Genomic DNA, 19,245 nt, shown 5'->3' with positions numbered 1-19,245 from the left:
CGAGAGCGGCCGAATCCCGGCTGCGACCCGTCCAGGGTTCGCCGTGCACCTCACCTACCCGACGTTCTCCACCACCGTTGACGACCGATGCGCCCACGGGGCGCACCAGGGGGTATCTGATGCAGCATCTTCTCGACCACGCCCGGTCCTTCCCCGACCACGTCGCGCGGCAGCGCGAGCACTTCGACGAGCTGGCTCACGGCCAGTCCCCGCAGGTCCTGTTCCTGACCTGTTCCGACTCCCGGGTCATTCCCTCGCTGATCACCGGCGCCCGCCCGGGGGAGCTCTTCGAGCTCCGGACCGCGGGGAACATCGTGCCCCGCCACGACCGCCGGCTGCGCCTCCACGGCTGGTTCTACGAGGTGGACACAGGAACCGTGCTCGCGCACAGCGCGCACGCCGACCAGTTCCTGCCGCTGTGAGCGCCGTACGGGGTGCGGCGGCGGGCGTGCCGACGTCGAGGCGAGGCATCTTCCTGGCCGACCTGACCGCATCGTTCGTGGTGTTCCTGGTCGCCGTGCCGCTGTGCGTGGGCGTCGCCGTCGCCTCCGGTGTGCCGGCGGAGCTGGGACTGGTCACCGGGATCGTCGGCGGACTGGTCACCGGCCTGCTCCCCGGCAGCAGCCTGCAGGTCAGCGGCCCGGCGGCCGGGTTGACGGTGCTGGTGTACCAGGCCGTGCAGCAGTTCGGCATCTCCGTCCTGGGGGTCCTGGTGCTCGCCACCGGCCTGCTTCAGCTCCTCATGGGCGCGCTGCGGCTGGGCCGCTGGTTCCGGGCGATCTCGGTCTCGGTGGTCGAGGGGATGCTCGCCGGCATCGGTCTCGTGCTCATCGCCGGGCAGCTCTACTCCATGGCGGGGCTCGACGCACCCGGCGCGAGCCTGGCCAAGATCGCCGGCCTGCCCGGCCTGCTCGCCGACGTCTGGCGCTCGCCGACGGCGCTGACGTCGTTCGCTCTCGGCCTGGGCACGATCGCCGTGCTCGTCCTGTGGAAGAAGGTGCCGCAGCGGCTGCGGGTCGTTCCCGCGCCGCTCGCGGCGGTCGGCCTGGCGATCGGCGCGGGTGCGCTCCTCGGCCCGTCGGTGGCCATGGTCGAGGTGCACGGCCTGCTCGACTCGATCCAGCCGCCCGGTCCGGGCGACTTCGCCCGGCTCGCCGAGGTCGGCGTCATCGGCACGATCCTGGCCTTCACGCTGATCGCCTCGGCCGAGAGCCTGTTCAGCGCGGCTGCGGTGGACCGGCTGCACGACGGGCCCCGGACCCGGTACAACCAGGAGCTCATGGCACAGGGCGCGGGCAACGCCGTGTGCGGCGTGCTGGGCGCCCTGCCGCTCACCGCGGTCATCGTCCGCAGCGCCGCGAACGTCCAGGCGGGAGCCCGCACGCGGGCGTCCCGGGTGCTGCACGGCGTCTGGCTGCTGCTGTTCGCCGCGCTGGTTCCCGCGGCGCTCGGCCTCATCCCCGTCGCCGCGCTCGCCGGCGTGCTGGTCCACGCCGGGTTCAAGCTGATCCCGTTGGCGGAGGTCCGCCGGCTGTGGCACGGGCACCGGGGTGAGGCTCTCGTCCTGATGGCGACCGCGGTGGCGATCGTCTCGGTCGGCATGTTCGAGGGGGTGCTCGTGGGGCTGGCCCTCTCGGTGGTCAAGACCGCGTGGGACACCTCGCGCGTGCACCTCGAGGTGATCGACCCGGGCACCGGTCCGCTCACCGCACGCCTACGGGGCAGCGCGACGTTCCTGCGGCTGCCCAGGCTGCTCGACCAGCTGGAGGCGCTCCCGCGGGACCGCCCCGTCGAGGTGGACCTGTCCGGGCTGCACCACATCGACCACGCCTGCCGCACGTCGCTGGAGAACTGGGCCGCCCGGCACGGCAGCGAGAGCGTCGAGCCGGTGCGGTTCGCCCAGAAGCTCTGAGCCCGGCCCGGCGGCTTGCTAGCGTCGAGCTACCTGCCGTCCATGTCGAGGAGCGTCGCCGATGTCCATCCCTGCAGTCACGTCGCCGTCCGGCTACACGCTTCCGGCCGTCGGTTTCGGCACCTATCGGCTGCGCGGCGAGGCGGGTGCGGCAGCGGTGGGTGATGCGCTCGCGGCCGGGTACCGGCTGCTGGACTCGGCCGCGAGCTACCAGAACGAGGGTGCCGTCGGCGCCGCCGTCCGGCGCTCCGCGGTGCCGCGCGAGGAGATCGTGGTGACCTCCAAGCTCCCGGGGCGCTACCACGCGTTCGACGACGCGATCGCGACGGTCGAGGAGAGCGTGCTGCGCACGGGCCTGGACGCGATCGACCTGTACCTCATCCACTGGCCCAACCCGTCCGTGGGCAGGTACGTCGAGGCGTGGCGCGCCCTCGTCGAGGCGCGGGAGCGGGGGCTGGTGCGGCAGATCGGTGTGTGCAACTTCCTGCCGGAGCACCTCGACCGCCTCGCGCAGGAGACGGGCGTGCTGCCGGTGGTGAACCAGATCGAGCTGCACCCGTACTTTCCGCAGACCGAGGCCCTGGCGTTCCACCACGAGCGCGGCGTCCTGACCGAGTCGTGGACCCCGATCGGGCGCGGCAACGACCTGCTGAGCCATCCGGTGGTCGCCGAGCTCGCGACCCGGCACGAGGTCAGCCCGGCGCAGGTGGTGCTCGCCTGGCACGTGGCCCGGGGCGCGATCCCCCTGCCCAAGGCCGCCGGACGTGCCCGGCAGCGGGAGAACCTCGCGATCTTCGACGTGGTGCTCACGGACGAGGACGTCGCCCGGCTCACCGCCCTGGGCCGGCCGGACGGTCGCACCGCGAACCAGGACCCGGCCACGTACGAGGAGCTGTGACCGGGTAGGACCCCCGCCGACCAGTTGGTCCGCATAGGATCCGAACCTGGGAGGCAACGAGGAATGTCGGTACGTGAGCGGCTGCTGCGGCCCGCACCCGGGTCGGTCGCGACGGAGAACCGTGCACTGCTCCTCGCGCTCGCCGCGCTGGCGGTGAGCCTGGTGGCGGGTGTCGTGGTGTTCGGGGGCGAGGCCGTCCCGTTGTTCGGCGGGGGATCGGTCGGCATGGTCGCGGCGGTCGCGTCGGGGGCGTCCGGGGCCGTGGCGTTCTGCACCGGCTACGTCCGCTCCGCGCGCGTGCCCCGCGTGGGGATGACGGCCGGCAGGTGGCGGCGCGCCTTCGACGCCTTCGTGCTCACCGTGACGGCGGCCGGCATCGTCGTGCTGCTGACCGGCTCGGCCTTCGCGGTCTTCGACCTGGCGTTCCGGGAGCTGCGCCTGGACGCGGTGATGGCCGCCGTCCTCGTCGGGGTGTCGGCCGCCGTGGCGGCCTACGTGCTCACGCTGGTGGCCGCGGCCCTGACGTCGGTTGCGATCGCGAACCTGCTCGCCCTGTTCCTCGTCAGCGGCGCACTGGCGAGCATGCTCTCGGCCAACGACAAGCACTGGTGGCAGGTCAACTTCAGCGCCCTGGGCGTCGGCGGCGGCTTCTCGGCGTACGCGTTCAACATGACCCTGGTCTTCGCGGGCCTCGCGATGACGACGCTGTCGCACTACGTGATCGGTGACCTGCGTACCGGTGCGGCCGCCGGGGAGCTGCGGCGGCTCGAGGTGCTCCGGGCATGGCTCGTCGGGGTGGCCGTCCTGCTCGTGGCGCTGGGCTGGGTGACCGTGGAGATCGCCAAGGTGCTGCACACGGTCATCGCGTCGGTGATGACCGTGCTGTTCGCGGGGCTCATCGTCGCCACGCCGTTCCTCGTGCCCCGCCTGCCGCGGACCTTCCTCGTCACGTCGTCCTTCTTCGTGGGCGCGTTCGCGTTCGTGGTCCTGCTGATGTGGCCGGTGGGCTACTTCAACCTGACCGCCGTCGAGTTCGTCGGGTTCTCCCTGCTGCTCACCTGGCTCTTCCTGTTCGTGCGCACCGTGGCGGCGCGGCTCCAGGACGACCGGGCGGTCGACGGCACGTGACTAACGCACCGGGTCCGTCGGCTGCGGGGCCGGCACGCCGAGGCGCTCGCGCAGCCGCAGGCCGGCGACGAAGCGCGTGGGCGCGTCCAGCAGGCTGAGGACGGCGGCGATGTCCGCCCGCACGGTCCGGACGCTCACGCCGAGCTTGCGGGCGATCTCCTCGTCCGAGGAGCTGGTGAGCATGAGCGTCACGATGCGGCGCTGCCGCGGCGACAGCTCCACCAGGGCCGCCGTCTCCGCGTCGCACGGGTACCTGGTCGCCGACACGGCGTCCCAGTAGCCGCGGGCAGCGGCCAGGCACGCGGCGTCGGTGACCTCCATGACGGTCAGGTCGCCCCGGAGGCTGGGGCCGTCCAGCAGCACGCTGGTGCCGTCGATGATCTTCATCTGCATCGGGGCGAACACGAAGAAGTAGACCGAGGGGTCCTCGCCGGACAGGACGAGGCGAGCTTCGGGTTCGAGGCCCGAGTAGCTCCACAGGCTGACCATCCGCAGGCCGCGCTCGATGAGGAACGCGTTGTTCGGGAGGCTGGTCATGAGCTGGCCGACCGTGCCGGTGTGGCGTACGGACTCGACGCTCCGCCAGGACTTCGCGGCATCCGCGAGGGCGCGGTTGATGCCTACCGGGCCCCGGCCGATGATGCGCCCGGAGACCCGCCGGTTGTGCTCCAGCGCGCTCGCCACCCGGTACCGCTCGACCTGCAGACGTGCCATGGCCTCGAACACGCGCTGACGCCGCTGCCACGGGAGTCCGCCGGTCTCGAGGTACGCCGAGAAGTCGACGTTGGGGAGCGCCTGCTTCCCCGCATCGACTCCGTCAGGAGCCTTGACCTTCATGCGATCACCCCGCCCGCCCGCCGACCGAGACACAGGCCCGCGCGCTCGCCGGGCCGGTGCGGTCCGCGGACGCGAGGGTGCATCGACAATACCCGGCCTGTGGCCCGAGCACCTCCAATGTGACGCTCAGCGGACGGTCGGCCCCTCCACGGGCACCGGTCCGGGCGCCCCCGGGTGGGAGATCTCCAGGTTGAGGGTGCTGCGCGACGTCGGGATCACGACGAGCTGGGCCTCGCCACCGCTGGTGTCGATGGCACGGACGTGCAGGTGCCCGTCCTTGAGACGGACGGCGAACTGGTCGGCCCCGGCGACGAGGCGTACCTCGCTGTCGTCGGTGATCACCGTGGGGCTCGTGGGCAGGGTCTTCGGCATGGGTACAGCATGCCTCACCGCAGCTCCAGCACGACCCCGCTCGCCGCCTCCCGGCCGCCGGGCCCGTGCTCACGCATGATCGCGACGATCTCGTCGAACAGGGTCGGCCCCTCGCCACGACGCGCGGCGGCGAGCCGGGCCTCGACCGCCGCCCGGTTCGACGGGTCGACGGACGGCAGGAGCTGCTCCAGGCGGCGGGCCGTGGCGGCGTGGCCGAGCGCCGCCCGGGAGGCCTCCGAGCCGAGCCACCTCAGGACCCAGCCGCCCGCGGGGGTCCCGTACCCGCCGCGGAGCACGTCGTTGAGGGCGTCGAGGTTCCCGCTCCAGGTGTACCCGGTCAGCAGCCGGGAGAACTCGCGGGCGAAGCCGTCGAGGTCGCTGAACCGCGTCCCGTCGACGACGAGCACGGGCAGGTCGTGCGTCATGGTTCGAGGTTATCCGTCCCGGTCGGCCGGGCCCGTGCGCCGCGACCGGTCGGGACGCGGCGCACGGGGGCGGGTCACATGCGGTAGAAGTCGCCGTAGTGGTTGGGCGAGAAGTAGACCACGCCGGTGGTGCGGTCCAGGACGAGCCGGTAGGACTGCCGCGCGGCGCCGCAGGCGCGCGGCGTGACGTCGAACTCGAGGTAGGAGTGGCCGGCGGGGAGCTCACCCTCGTAGTTGTTGTACGTGCCGCCGGCAAAGTTGCACTGGCCGTCCGGCCAGCTCACCCAGCCGCGCGTGCTCGGGTATCCCTTGGAGCTCCAGATCGCCCGCGAGTCGTACGCCTCGGCGCAGCCGCTGTGGGTGCAGGAGCTGTAGACGGTCGCCTCCGCCGCGGGCGCGACGGAGACGGTGGCGGCGGCGAAGCCGACCATCGTGGACAGGACGACGAGCAGACTCACCAGGCTGGACGCGATGCTCTTCTTCTCGGACACGCTGACCTCCCTCTCGGTTGGGACTACCGGGGGAGAGTCTGGTGCGCCCCGCCGACGCGGACCCGACGACGCACCGTCCTGCGGGTGAATTTAATCTGTCTGAATTGTCGGGTGGTGGCGCGGCCGGAACGGGACGCCGGATCAGCCCGCCGGGTAGACGATCCGTGTCTGCCAGCGCTCCGGGTCCGCCTCGGTGTCGGGGCCGACGACGTACTCCTCCCACACCACCGTCGGCACGACCATGCCGTTCTCCTGGAACCATGCCGCGAGCTCGCCGTGCGTGCCCGGCAGGCCGTCGTAGGACCCGTGGTGCACCACCTCCACGGTCGCCCCGCCGGGCAGCATCGCGGCAACCACCTCGTCGGACGGCGCAGCCCCCGCCGGCACGGGGAACCCGGCGGTGACGTCCCACGACTCGTCGCTCATCCCCGTGTAGAGGGCCACCGGCGGCCCCGCCGGCTCCATCCCGCGGGCCGCCAGGGCCTCGCTCGCCGTGCGCATCGCGCGGGCGAAGAAGTCGCTGAGCGCGTCCATGCGCACCGTCTCGCGCAGGCCCACGATCTCCTGCGCCGCCCGTTCGCCTCGAACGATCTCCATGTCGTCCGCCTCCCGTCGGTACCGGGCCCGGACGTCCCGGTACCTCCAGGATCCGCCCGCAGTGGCGCCCCGCGCACCTCGACGCGGCAGGGCGCCGGACGGGCTCAGCGCCGGGCCGCGGCCATCCACTCCCAGAGGCGCACGCCGTCGTGCCGCGGGTCGTTGCGCGCGACGTAGATCCACGACCAGTGCCCGGGATAGGAGTTCCCGTCCCACGTCACGGTGTCGTACAGGCTCATGATCGAGCCGGCGATGCGCTCGTGGGCGTGGACCGTGTTGTCCTCGGGGTCCAGGGTGGTGTCGTCGGCCGAGGCCACGAGCCACGTCGGCGTCGTCATCGCCGTGAGCTCGCCGTCGGAGATGAAGTAGGTGCCGGAGCCGTCGCGCGGACCGATGCCGCAGCAGACCGGCACCGAGCTGGCGAACCTGTCCGGGTGCTCGGCGACCATCTTCAGCGACATGTACCCGCCGTTGGAGCAACCCGCGACGTGGATCCGGCGCCGGTCGATCCGGTGCGCCGCCACGACCTCCTCGATCGCCTCCAGGACGAGGGGCGCGAAACCGTCGCCGTCGAGCATCCAGGCCGACGTCGACTGCGGCGCGAGCACATACGCACCGCCGAACAGGCGCTGGGCCTCCGGCGTGGCGAAGCCGAGGGCACCCCGGTTGGCCCGCAGCGGCGTCTCGTTGTCGTAGTAGTCGTACCCGTCCGTCAGCAGCCCGCCCTCGCCGCCGCCGTGCAGCCAGACCACCAGCGCCGCGCCGTGCCGGCCACCCCCGCCGGGCGGGGAGAACAACCGGTAGTTGAGCCCCGACGCCGTCACGTGCCGGGAGAACGCGTCCACCTCCGGGTCGGACAGGCGACCCTGCCGGAACGGGCCGAGCACGACAGAGCCGCCGCCGTGGCTCCGCAACGGCTCGGCCTGCGTCACCGCGTGGTCGAGGTCCAGGACCACGTTGCGTCCGAACGCGCCCAGGTACTGCAGGGTGTCGCCACCGCTCACACCCCAGCCGTGCGCCAGCTCCAGCAGGATCTCGCCGCGCCTCGTCCAGCCCGCCGCCGTGACCACCCGGTCCTGCTCGTAGGCGACCAGGCCGGTCAGCGGGTTGGTGGCCGTCACGTGCACCGTGAACGTCGACGTCGTCAGCGACGCCCGCTCCACGCGGCCCAGCACGCGCGAGGACACCCGCAGCGCGGTCACCTGCTCACCGCTGTCGAGCACCTCGGCGACCGGCGTCACCACCGCGTCGTCCGGGTCGCGGCCGGCGGCGCTCGCGGCCGGCACGCCCAGCAGGGTCGAGGCGCCCACGGCGGCGCCGGAGACGAGCAGGGAGCGGCGGGAGATCGAGGTGCTCATGGCGGAACTCCTTCGTTCGGGGCCAGGGTCGGCGGGCTCCGGCGCGCACCGACCACCCGGAGGCTAGTGAGGGGCGTCGGCGCACGTCAACGGACGGTCGTGGCACGGCCGCCACGCCACACGGTTGCCCCCGCTGACGCGCTGCCGGGAGAATGCGGGGCATGACAGCCCCGGTCCCGCCATCCTCGCCGGCACGATCGACACGCATCGCCCTCGCGGCGCTCGCCCTCCTGGGACTCGCGCTGCTGGGGGTCGCGGTGTGGGTCGCGACCCGCCCGGTGACCTTCGGCTGGTTCGCCTACGCGCCGCTGTCGGAGACGACGTACGTCCCGGGCGGCGCGTTCCCGCCCGGCACCGCCGCGCTGTTCGCCGGCGCGGGCGCCCTGCTGCTGGGCGGCGTGGCCGGCTACGTCGTCGGACGGCGCGGCCGGGCTCACCCGCCGTTGCCGCCGAAGCCGAGCTCGTTGCCCTCCGGGTCGCGGTAGATCACCTTGCGCACGTCGCCGTAGGTCTCGTGGTCGCTCGGCTCGATGCCGCGCGCGGAGATCGCCGCGACACGGGCGTCGAGGTCTTGCACGAACAGCGTGTGCGTCGCGTTTCCGGCGCGTTCGGGCCGCTGCTCGAGCACGATCCAGCGGTGCGGCGCCACCTCCCACACCGACTCCGTCGGGGTGGCGTCGAACGACGGCTTCGCGCCGAGCACCGCCTCCCACCACGGGTAGGCGGCCGCGTAGTCGGCCACGCAGCTCGTCGCGAACAGCTCGGCACCGTCGGAGAGAAAGTCGTCCATGCGGGGGTTGACGACGCCGCCGGGCGGAAATGATCGGTCGGGCGGCGATCACCTCGTGCTGGGGGTGTCGTGCCGCCGTGACGGGGGCATGATCGCAGGGTGGCCACCCCGCAGCAGCCCACCCCGCCCCTGTCCGCCGCACCGCCTGCGCCGGACCCGTCGCTGCGGGACGCCGAGGAGGTGGCCCGCGGTCTCGGCGTCGACCCCGCCGTCGGGCTGAGCGACGCCGAGGCCGCGCGCCGGCTGGCGGCCCACGGCCCCAACGAGCTGCGGTCCCGCCCGCCCGTCCCGGTGTGGCGCAAGGTGCTGGACCAGTTCCGGGACCCGCTCGTGACGCTGCTGCTGGTGGCCGTGGGCATCTCCCTGGCGGTCTGGTGGGTCGAGGGGGCGCACGGCGTCCCGGTGGACGCCGTCGTCATCGCCGCGATCGTCGTGCTCAACGCGGTGCTCGGCCTGGTCCAGGAGAGCCGGGCGGAGAGCGCGGTCGCGGCCCTGCGGTCCATGACCGAGGCCATGTCGACCGTGCTGCGCGACGGCCGGCGCCGCACGGTGCGGTCCGCCGAGCTGGTGCCCGGCGACGTGCTCGTGCTGGCCGAGGGGGACGCCGTCGGCGCGGACGCGCGGCTGATGAGCGCGACGGCGCTGCGCGTGCAGGAGTCGTCGCTGACGGGGGAGAGCGAGGCGGTGCTCAAGGACACGGCGGTGCTGGCGCAGCCCGCGCCCCTGGGCGACCGGTTCGACATGGTCTACAAGGGCACCGCCGTGGCCCAGGGCGTCGGCCGCGCCGTCGTGGTGGCCACCGGCATGGACACGCAGATGGGTGCCATCGCGCGCCTGCTCGACTCCACCCAGGAGGAGGACACCCCGCTGCAGCGCGAGATCGCGCACGTCAGCAAGGTGCTCGGCCTCACCGTCATCGGCATCGCCGTGGTCGTGATGGTCCTGGCGGCGCTCGTCAACGACGTACGCACGCCCGCCGACCTCGTCACCGTCCTGCTCCTCGGCGTCTCGCTCGCCGTGGCCGCCGTGCCCGAGGGGCTGCCCGCCATCCTCTCGGTGGTCCTGGCGGTCGGGGTCCAGGCCATGGCCCGCCGCAACGCCGTGGTCAAGAAGCTGCACTCCGCGGAGACGCTCGGCTCGGCATCCGTGGTCGCGTCGGACAAGACCGGCACCCTGACCAAGAACGAGATGACGATCCAGCGCGTCGTCACCGCCTCCGGTGAGGTCACGCTCACCGGCGTGGGGTACCGGCCCGACGGCGAGGTCCGGGCCGGCTCCGGGCCCCTGACCGACGAGCGGCTCACCCGCGAGGTCCTGATGGTGCTGGGCGGTGGCTCCCTGGCCAACGACGCCCAGCTCGTCGAGCACGACGGGGAGTGGACCGTCCAGGGCGACCCGACCGAGGCCGCGTTCCTCGTCGCGGCGCACAAGCTCGCCGGCACCACGGACGGCGTCGCCGGGTTCGAGCGGCGCGGCGAGGTGCCGTTCACGTCCGAGCGCAAGCTCATGTCCGCGCTCGTGGACCCGCCCGGCGACGGCGCCTGGGCGCTCGTCACCAAGGGTGCCCCCGACGTGCTCCTGCCGCGCTGCACCGGCCTCCAGGTCGGCGAGGAGACCGTCCCGCTCGACGGAGCGCGGCGGGCCGCGGCGCTCGCCGACGTCGAGCGTCTGTCCGGCCAGGCGTACCGCACGCTGGGGGTGGCGTACCGCCGGGTGGAGGAGGGCACCGGTCCGGACGGCCTGGAGGAGCACGAGTCCGACCTGGTCTACCTGGGCGTGGTCGGCATCATCGACCCGCCGCGCCCGGAGGTCGCGGCGGCGGTGGCCGAGGCCCACCGCGCCGGCGTCCGCGTCATGATGATCACGGGCGACCACCCCGTCACGGCCGGCCGGATCGCGAGCGACCTCGGCATCGTGGAACCCGGTGCCCGCGCCGTCACGGGGACCGAGCTGGACCACCTGGACGCGGAGGGCCTGCGCGAGACCACCCGCACCGTCTCCGTGTACGCCCGCGTGGCCCCGCAGAACAAGCTGCAGATCGTGGACGCGCTCCAGGCCGACGGGCACGTCGTGGCGATGACCGGCGACGGCGTGAACGACGCCCCCGCCCTCAAGACCGCCGACATCGGCGTGGCCATGGGCGTCACGGGCACGGAGGTGACCAAGGAGTCGGCCACGATGATCCTCGGCGACGACAACTTCGCCACCATCGTCGCCGCCGTGCGCCAGGGCCGGATCATCTTCGACAACATCAAGAAGTTCCTGCGCTACCTGCTCTCCTCGAACATGGGCGAGGTCTGCACGGTGCTGCTCGGCGTGCTGCTCGCCGGCGTCGTCGGGCTGGACGGGGCCGCGGGCGGCGAGACCGTCGTCGTCCCCCTGCTGGCCACGCAGATCCTCTGGATCAACCTCGTCACCGACTCCGGCCCCGCGCTCGCCATGGGCGTGGACCCCGAGACCGACGACGTGATGGCCCGGCCCCCGCGCAGCCCGCACGAGCGCATCATCGACGCCCGCATGTGGACCGGCGTGCTCGGCATCGGGCTCGTCATGGGTGTCGCCACCCTGCTGACCATCGACATCTTCCTGCCCGGCGGCCTCGTCGAGGGCACCGACGACCTCACCGTGGCGCGCACCGCAGGGTTCACCACGCTCGTGCTGGCCCAGCTCTTCAACGTGCTCAACTCCCGTTCCGAGACCACCAGCGCGTTCCACCGGATGTTCCGGGGACCCTGGCTCTGGGGTGCCGTCGGGCTCGGCGTCGTGCTCCAGGTCGCCGTCGTGCACGTGCCCGTCCTGCAGGTGGCGTTCGGCACCGCAGCGCTCGACGCCGCCCACTGGGCCGTGGCGCTCGGCGCGGCCTCCTCCGTGCTCTGGTTCGACGAGCTGCGCAAGCTGCTCTGGCGGGCGCGGCACCCGCAGGGGTGAGAGATCTGGAGTTACCGTACGGAGGCCTGCCCGGCAGACGTCGACGTCGATCCGAACGGAGTCCCTGTGCCCCTCGGCAAGTTCAGCTCTCACCGGCGCGCCCGCGTGGCGCTCGCCGTGACCGGCGTCGCGGCGGCCGCCCTGGCCGGGTGCGCCACCGCGCCCGACGCCGGCCTGGCCGCGGGGGCCGCGCTGTCCCCGGAAGCGGTGACCAGCGCGCTGGAGGAGGGCGGCGACCTGCTGGTCTGGGCGTGGGAGCCCACGCTGGACGAGGTCGTCGAGGGCTTCGAGGCCGAGTACCCGAACGTGGACGTCGAGCTGGCGAACGTCGGCACGGGCAACGACCACTACGTGGTGCTGCAGAACGCGATCAGCGCCGGGTCGGGTGTGCCCGACGTCGCGCAGGTCGAGTACTACGCCCTGCCGCAGTTCTCGATCTCCGGGTCGCTCGCGGACCTGACGCCCTTCGGTGCGGGCGACCTGGACGGCGCGTACTCGCCCGGGACCTGGGGTGCGGTGACGGACGGCGACGCCGTGTACGGCCTGCCGATGGACTCCGGCCCGATGGCCCTGTTCTACAACGCGAAGACGTTCTACGAGGCGGGCGTCGAGGTGCCGGCCACGTGGGACGAGTTCGTCGAGGCGGCCCGGAAGATCCACGCGTACGACGCCGGCACCCACATCATCGCGGACGACGGCAACGCCGGGTTCGCCACGTCGATGATCTGGCAGGCGGGCGGCAGGCCGTTCACCGTGGACGGCACGACGGTGACCGTGAACCTCGCCGACGAGGGCTCGGCGAAGTTCGCCGAGATGTGGCAGCGGCTCCTGGACGAGGACCTGGTGGCGAACGTGCCCGAGTGGTCCGACGAGTGGTTCCAGCGGCTCGGCGACGGGACCATCGCGGCGCTGGTGACCGGTGCGTGGATGCCGGCGAACCTGGAGTCGGGCGCCGCCCCGGCGTCGGGTGACTGGCGTGTGGCCCCGATGCCGCAGTGGACCGAGGGTGCGAACGAGACCGCGGAGAACGGCGGTTCGGCGTTGTCGGTGACCGAGGCCAGCGAGAAGAAGGCCCTGGCCTACGGCTTCCTGCAGTACGCGAACGCCGGCGACGGTGTGCAGGTCCGGCTGGACCACGGCAACTTCCCGGCCACGACGGCCGACCTCACCAGCCCCGAGTTCCTCGCCAAGGAACCCGCGTACTTCGGCGGGCAGCGCATCAACGAGGTGCTCTCGGCGTCGGCCACCGGTGTGGTGGAGGGCTGGCAGTACCTGCCGTACCAGGTCTACGCCAACAGCGTCTTCCCCGACACTGTCGGCCAGGCGTACACCGGGTCGGCGTCGCTGGCGGACGGGCTCGTGGCCTGGGAGGAGTCGATGGTGACGTACGGCAGGAACCAGGGCTTCACGGTGCGGGAGTGACGGCGAGCAGGCGGTCGTCCTCGGGTCCCGGACTGCCTCGGCCGTCGGTGTTGCTGGTGAGGAACCACACGTCGCCGTCGGGGGAGAGGGCGACGTCGCGGAGCCGGCCGTACTCGCCGGCGTAGTGCTCGGTGGCGGTCGTGGGGTCGGCGACCGGCACGGACCGCAGTACCTCGCCGCGGAGGTTGGCCACGAGGATCGCGCCGTCGACGACGGCGATGCCGCTGGGGCTGGCCTCGGCCGGGCTCCACTGCTGGACCGGGTCGGCGAACCGGTCGTCGTCCGCGATGCCCTCGACCACGGGCCAGCCGTAGTTGGCGCCCGGGGTGATCACGTTCAGCTCGTCCCAGGTGTCCTGGCCGAACTCGGCGGCGAACATCGTGCCGTCGTCGGCCCAGGCGATGCCCTGCGGGTTGCGGTGCCCGTAGCTGTACACGGGAGACCCGGGGAACGGGTTGTCGCCGGGCACCTCGCCGTCGGGCGTCAGGCGCAGGATCTTCCCGGCGAGCACCGTGCGGTCCTGGGCGTCGTCGGGGTTCCCGGCGTCGCCCACGGTGGCGTACAGCATGCCGTCCGGGCCGAACGCGATGCGGCCGCCGTCGTGGTTGGCCGCGGCCGGGAGACCGTCGATCAGGGTCTCGGCGTCGCCGAGGTGCAGGGCCCCGGGCTCGCCCGTCACGTCGAACCGCTGCACGCGGTTGCCGTCCGGGCCGGTCGAGTAGGCGTACAGGCGGTCCTGGTCGTCGACGGCCAGGCCGAGCAGCCCGCTCTCGCCGACGGCGCGGACGCCCTCGACCGTGCCGATCGCGCGGGTGGTGCCGTCGTCGAGCAGCTCCAGGATCTCCCCGGTGCCGCGCTGGCTGATGAGCGGGGTGCCGTCGCGGAAGGCGATCGACCACGGGACGTCCAGCCCGGTCGCGAGCGCCCGGGGTGCGGGGCCGGACACGGTGGTCGACGGTGTGGGCGCCGAGGTGGGCGCCGAGGTGGGTGCGGTGGGCCCGGCGGCCCCGCACCCGGTGACGAGGGTGGCGACGACCAGCGCAGGGACCAGCCTGGAGAGCGAGCGCATGACGCTAATATGACAGGATCTCGGGCAGGCCGGGGGGACGGAGGACGCGTGACGAGCGGACGCGACGACCACGCCAGGCGCGTGCGTGCGTTGCGCGGTGGTCTGGCGGCCTCGTCTGCGACCTTCGTTGCGCTGGCGTCCCACCTCGCCGCCGGTGGTGCGATGCCGGGCCCCTTGGGTGTGCTGGTCCCGCTGGCGCTCTCGCTGCCGATCTGCATCGCCTGGGCCGGGCGGCGCCTGTCGCTCGTGGGCCTGTCCGCCTCCGTCGTCGCGAGCCAGCTCTTCTTCCACGTCCTGTTCCTGCTCGGCACACCCGCCTCGGGCGGACCCGCACCGACCCCAGGGCACCACCACGGGGCGGTCGTCCCGCCGGTGCCGGCCGCGGGCGCCGCGGCGGACCACGCGGCGGGCATGGCGCACGCCGACGTCACGATGTGGGTCTGGCACGCCCTGGCGGCGGCGGTCACCGTCGTCGTCCTGTACCGCGGCGAGCTGCTCCTGCTCCGGCTGCGCCAGCTCGCCGTCCGCGCCGCGGCCTGGCTCCTGGGCGGGCGCGCCGTCGTGGAGGGCGCACGCCTCGTCGTGCGCCCCGCGCTCCCGGCCGTGGTCGCGGCCACCTTCCGGCCCCTGCACCCGGGGCCCCAGCTCTCACCCCTGCTCCGCAGGGGACCTCCCGCACCGCACGCGATCTGATCCCAGTTCCCTGTGCGTGCCGACGTCGCCCGGCGACGTCGGAGGAGAGGTCTTTGCCATGCCCCGAACCCGTCCCCTCGTGGCCGGGCTGACGGGGGCTGTCGTCGCGCTGCTCGCGACGGCCGCCCCGGCGTCCGCCCACGACAAGCTGGTCTCCAGCGATCCGGCGTCCGACCAGGTCCTGGACCGGGCACCCGACACGGTGTCGCTGACGTTCTCGGCCGACGTGCTGGACATGGGTGCCGCCGTCGTCGTGTCCGACGGCGACGGCACCGACTGGGTGTCGGCGGCCCCCACGATCGACGGCCCCACGGTCTCGGCGGTGCTCGACGAGGGCATGCCGGAGGCCGGCTACGAGATCCGGTGGCGGGTCGTGTCCTCGGACGGGCACCCCATCTCGGGCGTCGTGCCGTTCTCGGTGGGCGACGGCGAGCCGCTGGCCGGCTCGTCGCCCGCGGCCGACCCGTCGGCCGGCCCGGGGAGCGACGCGCAGGGCAGTACGCAGGATCAGGTCGCGCAGGACGACGAGGGGCCCTGGCGGGTCGTCCTCGTCGGCGCGGGCGGTGCCGCCGTCGCGGTGGCGCTGCTCGCACTCGTCCAGTTTCTCCGCCGCCGCGGTCACGCGGCCGGCGCCGACGACGCCGGGGACGAACCCGACGCGTCGGGAACAGCGTGAGAGGTACTCCTGTGCACAACCTTCTGATCAACCGGCCGACCATCCGCCGGAGCACGACCAGCGCCCGGATGGGTGCGCTCCTCGTGGCGGCGACGCTCGCCCTCGCGGGCTGCGGAACCGCTGCCGACGCCGCGCCCGAGGACGTCGCGGCGCCCGCCGGGCAGAGCGTGACCCTCGCCGACGGCTGGGTCAAGGCCGCCGGTTCCGGCATGTCCGCGGCCTTCGGGCAGCTCAGCAACAACGGCTCCCAGGACGTCACGGTGGTCTCGGCGACCACCGAGGCGTCGTCCGCCCTGGAGCTCCACGAGACCGTGGAGGGCGAGGCCGGGGAGATGGTCATGCGCGAGGTCGAGGGCGGCTTCGTGATCCCCGCGGGCGGCACGCTCGACCTGGCGCCGGGCGGGAGCCACATCATGCTGATGGACCTCGCGGGCCCGCTGCGGGCCGGCGACGAGGTGGCGTTCACGCTGGCCTTCTCCGACGACTCCACCTACGAGTTCACGGCACCCGTCAAGGACTACTCGGGTGCGAACGAGAACTACGTGGGCGGGGAAGACGGCGGCACGGACAGCGGCACGGACGGCAGCATGGACATGGACGGCTGATGCCGCGGCCCGGAACGGGCGCGCGCACCGGCCGGACCGGGTCGACCCGGCGGCAGTTCCTCCTCGGAGGAGCTGTCGCCGGCGTCGGCGCGGCCACGGCCATCGGTGCGGACCTCGCCCTGAACAGCACGACCGAGGGGCCCGCCGAGGCGGCCGGCCTGAACGGCGACCGGACCGTCCCCTTCCACGGGACGCACCAGGCGGGCATCGGCACCGACGCCCAGGCGCACGGCCTCTTCCTCGCCCTCGACCTCCTGGACGACACCGGCCGTGACGACCTGACGCGCCTGATGCGGATCCTCTCCGACGACGCCGCCCGGCTGACCCGGGGCGAACCCGCCCTGGCCGACTCCGAGCCGGAGCTGGCCGTGGCCCCTGCACGGCTGACGGTGACGTTCGGGTTCGGGCCACGGTTCGTGGCTCGCGCCCGAGGACGCTCCCCGGAGTGGCTGCGGGCGCTGCCGCCGTTCGCCGTCGACCGGCTGCTGCCGGAGTTCAGCGACGGCGACCTGCTGCTCCAGATCGCCGCGGACGACGCGCTCACCGTGGCGCACGCGGCCCGCATGCTGCTCAAGGACGCCCGGAGCTTCGCGTCGGTGCGCTGGAGCCAGCAGGGGTTCCGGCGCGCCTACGGCAGCGTCCGGCCCGGCACCACGATGCGGAACCTGTTCGGCCAGGTCGACGGGACGTCCAACCCGGTTCCGGGGACGGCGGACTTCGACCAGATCGTGTGGAGCACCGACGGGTGGCTGTCGGGCGGGACGAGCATGGTCGTCCGCCGGATCGGGATGGACCTCGACACGTGGGACCGGCTCGACCGGGGCGGCCGCGAGCAGTCCGTGGGGCGGTACCTGTCCAACGGCGCGCCGCTGACGGGTACCGACGAGCTCGACGAACCCGACCTCGAGGCGACCACCGCCATCGGGTTCCCGGTCATCGCGGAGTTCTCCCACCTGCGGCGGGCACGGAGCGAGGACCCGGCCGAGCGGATCTTCCGGCGCGCCTACAACTACGACGAGCGCCCGGCGGGTGGCTCGGTCTCCCGGTCCGGGCTGATCTTCGTGTCCTTCCAGGCGGACGTCGACCGGCAGTTCACGCCGATCCAGCGGCGTCTGGACCAGCTCGACCTGCTCAACGAGTGGACCGTCCCGATCGGTTCGGCGGTCTTCGCCGTACCGCCGGGGTGTGCCGAGGGGGGCTTCGTCGGTGACACTCTCCTCACGTGAGTCCGTGGGCGAGGGGTGGGGGAGCGGATGACGGCAGAGCCGGTGGCGCAGTGGGCGATGACCGCGGTGTTCGGCGGGCTCGGCGTCCGCTCCCTGTGGTGGCTGGCCGCCGCCCGGCTGCCGCTCGCCGTCGCGGAGCACCTGCTCCACCTGGGCATGAGCCTCGTCATGGTGGCCATGATGTGGCCGTGGTGGGTCGCGCTCCCGGTGCTCCCGCAGGTCGCCTTCTTCGCGCTGGGGGCGGGGTTCTTCGCGGCGCTCGCCGCGTGGCGCGCCCTCGAACCCGGCCGCGGGGCCGACGCGGGGGCGCTGGCGGTGCACGCCGTGATGATGCTGGCGATGGTGTGGGCCGTGGCGGTGATGGGCCGTGGGCCCGCGGCGCACCACGCGGCGCACGGTCCGCACCCCACCGTCACGGACGGGGCCGCGGCCTGGGGCGCTGCCCTGGTCGTTGCCCTCGTGGTCGGCACCGTCGTGCTCCTGGTCCATGGTGCCGGACGGGAGCGCGGCGGTGCCGACCACCTTGCGGGTGCCCTGATGAGCGGCGGGACGGTGGTGATGTGCGTGCTCATGCTCACCGGGTGACGGGTTCCGGCCGTGGGTTTCCGGCGCCGGTCAGGCGGGCTGGAGGGCCGCGGCGTCCAGGGCGCCGCTGCGGGCCTGCTCCACGAGGTCGGCGAGCTGGTCGTGGCTCATCTGGATGCGCTGGCCGAAGTCGTCGGTGATCACGATCTGCTTCAGGGGGTCGGCCGTCGGGTCGACGAAGAGCTCCGGGCAGCCGCAGTCGCACTTGCCGCAGAAGGTCGCCACGTGGACGAGCTCGGGGTTGTCGCTCATTGCCATCTCCTTTGCGTGGAACGGGAACGGGCTGGACGGGGCAGGTGCCCCGTCTCCTTCGAGGGTCCGGCATCGCTCTATGGAACGTCAAGATCTGCCATGACTCCGACCACACTGAGTGCTGATTGCCCGTTTTCTGGGTCACGTGACCCAGACTGCTAGGGTCGGCTCATGGTGGAGCGGATCGTGCGGCGTCTGACGCCGAAGGGCGAGGCGACCCGCACTCGGATCCTGGATGCCGCGACGGGCCTGATCGCGGCGCACGGTGTCGCCGGGACGAGCACCGATCAGGTGCGCCATGCCGCCGGCGTCAGCGGGTCGCAGCTCTACCACTACTTCGCCACCAAGCAGGCGCTGATCGGGGCGGTCATCGCACGCCAGGCCGCCGTCGGACCTGGTGCACCAGGTGTGCTCGACAGCATGGAGGCGCTCGAGGCCTGGGCCGACGCCGCGGTGGCCCGGCAGGGAGTGGTCGGCGGTCGCTGCGATCTCAGCACGCTGGCGGCCGAGCTGTGTGCCGGGGACGCGGCGTCGCGCGCCGAGATCCGCGCGGGGTACGAGCGCTGGCGGGTGGCCCTGCTCGATGCACTGCGCGCCATGCGCGACCGTGGCACGCTCCGGCCTGACGCCGACCTGGACGACCTGGCCCTCGCGCTCCTCGCGGCGCTGCAGGGCGGCTCCCTGCTGGCGCAGGTTCTCGGCACCGCCGAGCCGATGCGGGCGGCGATGGGCGCTGCGCTGGACCGGGTCCGTTCCTGTGTCGTGGAGCCGGAGGGCTGAGGGGCTGCGGGTGCGGGTGGTGGCTTGCTCGGGTGGGTGGGGTGCTGCCCTGTCGTTGCGCTCTTGGTGTGGCGCCGAGGGGTGGTGAGTGGTCGTTCGTGGCTTGTCCACAGGCGGGCATCTTCGTCGAGCGCATCGAACAGGTGTGCCATAGGATGATGGTATGACGCGATCGGGTGAGGTGCGGGGACTGGCGGGCGG

At 73.2% G+C, this 19,245-nt stretch carries 22 protein-coding genes; 13 read left to right on the top strand and 9 right to left on the bottom strand.

What is annotated here, in order from left to right; all coding sequences use genetic code 11:
- Window positions 1-119: 119 nt before the first annotated feature.
- The 4 genes from ACO229_RS11270 to ACO229_RS11255 all read left to right on the top strand — a co-directional run bounded on the left by ACO229_RS11270 (window position 120) and on the right by ACO229_RS11255 (window position 3,938).
- Entirely contained in the window at window positions 120-422 is a 303-nt protein-coding gene (locus ACO229_RS11270) for a carbonic anhydrase (protein WP_423464965.1), read from the top strand.
- A complete protein-coding gene (locus ACO229_RS11265) occupies window positions 419-1,912 on the top strand; it encodes a SulP family inorganic anion transporter (protein WP_397433489.1) in 1,494 nt (497 codons plus the stop codon). Before ACO229_RS11270 ends, ACO229_RS11265 begins: the two co-directional genes overlap by 4 nt.
- 61 nt (window positions 1,913-1,973) lie before the next feature.
- Window positions 1,974-2,810: an aldo/keto reductase gene (locus tag ACO229_RS11260; RefSeq protein ID WP_423464962.1), complete on the top strand. Its 837-nt coding sequence runs from the start codon at window positions 1,974-1,976 to the stop codon at window positions 2,808-2,810.
- A 63-nt stretch (window positions 2,811-2,873) separates the two neighbouring features.
- The gene (locus ACO229_RS11255; RefSeq protein ID WP_423464961.1) at window positions 2,874-3,938 is read left to right on the top strand and encodes a hypothetical protein; all 1,065 of its coding nucleotides are present in this window, start codon (window positions 2,874-2,876) and stop codon (window positions 3,936-3,938) included.
- Here ACO229_RS11255 and ACO229_RS11250 read toward each other — a convergent pair whose 3' ends face one another.
- From ACO229_RS11250 to ACO229_RS11225, 6 genes are all read right to left on the bottom strand, one after another.
- On the bottom strand, window positions 3,939-4,775 hold the full coding sequence (locus ACO229_RS11250; RefSeq protein ID WP_397433484.1) for a sigma factor-like helix-turn-helix DNA-binding protein: 837 nt from the start codon (window positions 4,773-4,775) through the stop codon (window positions 3,939-3,941).
- Window positions 4,776-4,901: 126 nt separating this feature from the next.
- Window positions 4,902-5,147: a hypothetical protein gene (locus tag ACO229_RS11245; protein ID WP_397415381.1), complete on the bottom strand. Its 246-nt coding sequence runs from the start codon at window positions 5,145-5,147 to the stop codon at window positions 4,902-4,904.
- A gap of 14 nt (window positions 5,148-5,161) precedes the next feature.
- Window positions 5,162-5,572, bottom strand: coding sequence for a barstar family protein (locus ACO229_RS11240; protein WP_423464958.1), 411 nt, complete (start codon window positions 5,570-5,572; stop codon window positions 5,162-5,164).
- Between the two features lie 74 nt (window positions 5,573-5,646).
- The gene (locus tag ACO229_RS11235) at window positions 5,647-6,063 is read right to left on the bottom strand and encodes a ribonuclease domain-containing protein (protein WP_397415386.1); all 417 of its coding nucleotides are present in this window, start codon (window positions 6,061-6,063) and stop codon (window positions 5,647-5,649) included.
- 141 nt (window positions 6,064-6,204) lie between these two features.
- Complete coding sequence (locus ACO229_RS11230) at window positions 6,205-6,660, bottom strand: GyrI-like domain-containing protein (RefSeq protein WP_397433482.1); 456 nt, start codon at window positions 6,658-6,660, stop codon at window positions 6,205-6,207.
- A gap of 104 nt (window positions 6,661-6,764) precedes the next feature.
- Window positions 6,765-8,018, bottom strand: a complete 1,254-nt coding sequence (locus ACO229_RS11225) for a prolyl oligopeptidase family serine peptidase (RefSeq protein ID WP_397433481.1) — start codon at window positions 8,016-8,018, stop codon at window positions 6,765-6,767.
- Window positions 8,019-8,179: 161 nt separating this feature from the next.
- Here ACO229_RS11225 and ACO229_RS11220 point away from each other — a divergent pair, with 161 nt between their 5' ends.
- Window positions 8,180-8,503, top strand: a complete 324-nt coding sequence (locus ACO229_RS11220) for a hypothetical protein (protein WP_423464956.1) — start codon at window positions 8,180-8,182, stop codon at window positions 8,501-8,503.
- On the opposite strand, the gene ACO229_RS11215 is transcribed toward ACO229_RS11220, so the two are convergent.
- Window positions 8,452-8,808, bottom strand: a complete 357-nt coding sequence (locus ACO229_RS11215) for a VOC family protein (protein ID WP_397433480.1) — start codon at window positions 8,806-8,808, stop codon at window positions 8,452-8,454. The two genes, ACO229_RS11220 and ACO229_RS11215, sit on opposite strands and share 52 nt — an antisense overlap.
- 99 nt (window positions 8,809-8,907) lie before the next feature.
- Here ACO229_RS11215 and ACO229_RS11210 point away from each other — a divergent pair, with 99 nt between their 5' ends.
- Window positions 8,908-11,736 (top strand): cation-translocating P-type ATPase, encoded by a 2,829-nt coding sequence (locus ACO229_RS11210; protein ID WP_423464954.1) that lies wholly within the window; start codon window positions 8,908-8,910, stop codon window positions 11,734-11,736.
- Between the two features lie 66 nt (window positions 11,737-11,802).
- Window positions 11,803-13,158, top strand: a complete 1,356-nt coding sequence (locus tag ACO229_RS11205; RefSeq protein WP_423464953.1) for an ABC transporter substrate-binding protein — start codon at window positions 11,803-11,805, stop codon at window positions 13,156-13,158.
- On the opposite strand, the gene ACO229_RS11200 is transcribed toward ACO229_RS11205, so the two are convergent.
- The gene (locus ACO229_RS11200; protein WP_423464952.1) at window positions 13,142-14,227 is read right to left on the bottom strand and encodes a PQQ-dependent sugar dehydrogenase; all 1,086 of its coding nucleotides are present in this window, start codon (window positions 14,225-14,227) and stop codon (window positions 13,142-13,144) included. The genes ACO229_RS11205 and ACO229_RS11200 overlap by 17 nt on opposite strands.
- A gap of 48 nt (window positions 14,228-14,275) precedes the next feature.
- On the opposite strand from ACO229_RS11200, the gene ACO229_RS11195 reads away from it, so the two are divergent.
- Genes ACO229_RS11195 through ACO229_RS11175 form a run of 5 tightly spaced genes read left to right on the top strand, consistent with a single transcriptional unit; the run spans window position 14,276 to window position 18,012 of the window.
- Window positions 14,276-14,920, top strand: coding sequence for a hypothetical protein (locus ACO229_RS11195; protein WP_423464951.1), 645 nt, complete (start codon window positions 14,276-14,278; stop codon window positions 14,918-14,920).
- Window positions 14,921-14,978: 58 nt separating this feature from the next.
- The gene (locus ACO229_RS11190; protein WP_423464950.1) at window positions 14,979-15,596 is read left to right on the top strand and encodes a copper resistance CopC family protein; all 618 of its coding nucleotides are present in this window, start codon (window positions 14,979-14,981) and stop codon (window positions 15,594-15,596) included.
- A gap of 11 nt (window positions 15,597-15,607) precedes the next feature.
- Window positions 15,608-16,201 (top strand): copper chaperone PCu(A)C, encoded by a 594-nt coding sequence (locus ACO229_RS11185; RefSeq protein WP_423464949.1) that lies wholly within the window; start codon window positions 15,608-15,610, stop codon window positions 16,199-16,201.
- A complete protein-coding gene (locus ACO229_RS11180; protein WP_423464948.1) occupies window positions 16,201-17,427 on the top strand; it encodes a Dyp-type peroxidase in 1,227 nt (408 codons plus the stop codon). The genes ACO229_RS11185 and ACO229_RS11180 overlap by 1 nt, the downstream gene beginning before the upstream one ends.
- Window positions 17,428-17,454: 27 nt before the next feature.
- The gene (locus ACO229_RS11175) at window positions 17,455-18,012 is read left to right on the top strand and encodes a DUF5134 domain-containing protein (protein WP_397433471.1); all 558 of its coding nucleotides are present in this window, start codon (window positions 17,455-17,457) and stop codon (window positions 18,010-18,012) included.
- Window positions 18,013-18,042: 30 nt separating this feature from the next.
- Here the strand turns inward: ACO229_RS11175 and ACO229_RS11170 are convergent, their stop codons facing one another.
- On the bottom strand, window positions 18,043-18,264 hold the full coding sequence (locus ACO229_RS11170; protein ID WP_397415419.1) for a hypothetical protein: 222 nt from the start codon (window positions 18,262-18,264) through the stop codon (window positions 18,043-18,045).
- A gap of 171 nt (window positions 18,265-18,435) precedes the next feature.
- Here ACO229_RS11170 and ACO229_RS11165 point away from each other — a divergent pair, with 171 nt between their 5' ends.
- Window positions 18,436-19,044 carry a TetR/AcrR family transcriptional regulator gene (locus ACO229_RS11165; RefSeq protein WP_397433470.1) on the top strand — a complete coding sequence of 203 codons (609 nt, stop codon included), beginning with the start codon at window positions 18,436-18,438 and terminating at the stop codon, window positions 19,042-19,044.
- The last annotated feature ends 201 nt before the right edge of the window (window positions 19,045-19,245 follow it).

Origin of the sequence: Promicromonospora sp. MS192 (genome assembly GCF_049532985.1) — a bacterium.
Taxonomy (GTDB): Bacteria; Actinomycetota; Actinomycetes; order Actinomycetales; family Cellulomonadaceae; genus Promicromonospora.
The sequence above is the reverse complement of the archived record's forward strand: the minus strand, read 5'-3'. Positions and strand labels throughout refer to the sequence as shown.

Coding starts and splice junctions, on each gene's coding strand:
- ACO229_RS11270 (WP_423464965.1), top strand. CDS start 120: ATGCAGCATCTTCTCGACCACGCCCGGTCCTTCCCCGACCACGTCGCG.
- ACO229_RS11190 (WP_423464950.1), top strand. CDS start 14,979: ATGCCCCGAACCCGTCCCCTCGTGGCCGGGCTGACGGGGGCTGTCGTC.
- ACO229_RS11200 (WP_423464952.1), bottom strand. CDS start 14,227: ATGCGCTCGCTCTCCAGGCTGGTCCCTGCGCTGGTCGTCGCCACCCTC.
- ACO229_RS11175 (WP_397433471.1), top strand. CDS start 17,455: ATGACGGCAGAGCCGGTGGCGCAGTGGGCGATGACCGCGGTGTTCGGC.
- ACO229_RS11225 (WP_397433481.1), bottom strand. CDS start 8,018: ATGAGCACCTCGATCTCCCGCCGCTCCCTGCTCGTCTCCGGCGCCGCC.
- ACO229_RS11180 (WP_423464948.1), top strand. CDS start 16,201: ATGCCGCGGCCCGGAACGGGCGCGCGCACCGGCCGGACCGGGTCGACC.
- ACO229_RS11215 (WP_397433480.1), bottom strand. CDS start 8,808: ATGGACGACTTTCTCTCCGACGGTGCCGAGCTGTTCGCGACGAGCTGC.
- ACO229_RS11230 (WP_397433482.1), bottom strand. CDS start 6,660: ATGGAGATCGTTCGAGGCGAACGGGCGGCGCAGGAGATCGTGGGCCTG.
- ACO229_RS11245 (WP_397415381.1), bottom strand. CDS start 5,147: ATGCCGAAGACCCTGCCCACGAGCCCCACGGTGATCACCGACGACAGC.
- ACO229_RS11260 (WP_423464962.1), top strand. CDS start 1,974: ATGTCCATCCCTGCAGTCACGTCGCCGTCCGGCTACACGCTTCCGGCC.
- ACO229_RS11255 (WP_423464961.1), top strand. CDS start 2,874: ATGTCGGTACGTGAGCGGCTGCTGCGGCCCGCACCCGGGTCGGTCGCG.
- ACO229_RS11220 (WP_423464956.1), top strand. CDS start 8,180: ATGACAGCCCCGGTCCCGCCATCCTCGCCGGCACGATCGACACGCATC.
- ACO229_RS11240 (WP_423464958.1), bottom strand. CDS start 5,572: ATGACGCACGACCTGCCCGTGCTCGTCGTCGACGGGACGCGGTTCAGC.
- ACO229_RS11250 (WP_397433484.1), bottom strand. CDS start 4,775: ATGAAGGTCAAGGCTCCTGACGGAGTCGATGCGGGGAAGCAGGCGCTC.
- ACO229_RS11170 (WP_397415419.1), bottom strand. CDS start 18,264: ATGAGCGACAACCCCGAGCTCGTCCACGTGGCGACCTTCTGCGGCAAG.
- ACO229_RS11165 (WP_397433470.1), top strand. CDS start 18,436: ATGGTGGAGCGGATCGTGCGGCGTCTGACGCCGAAGGGCGAGGCGACC.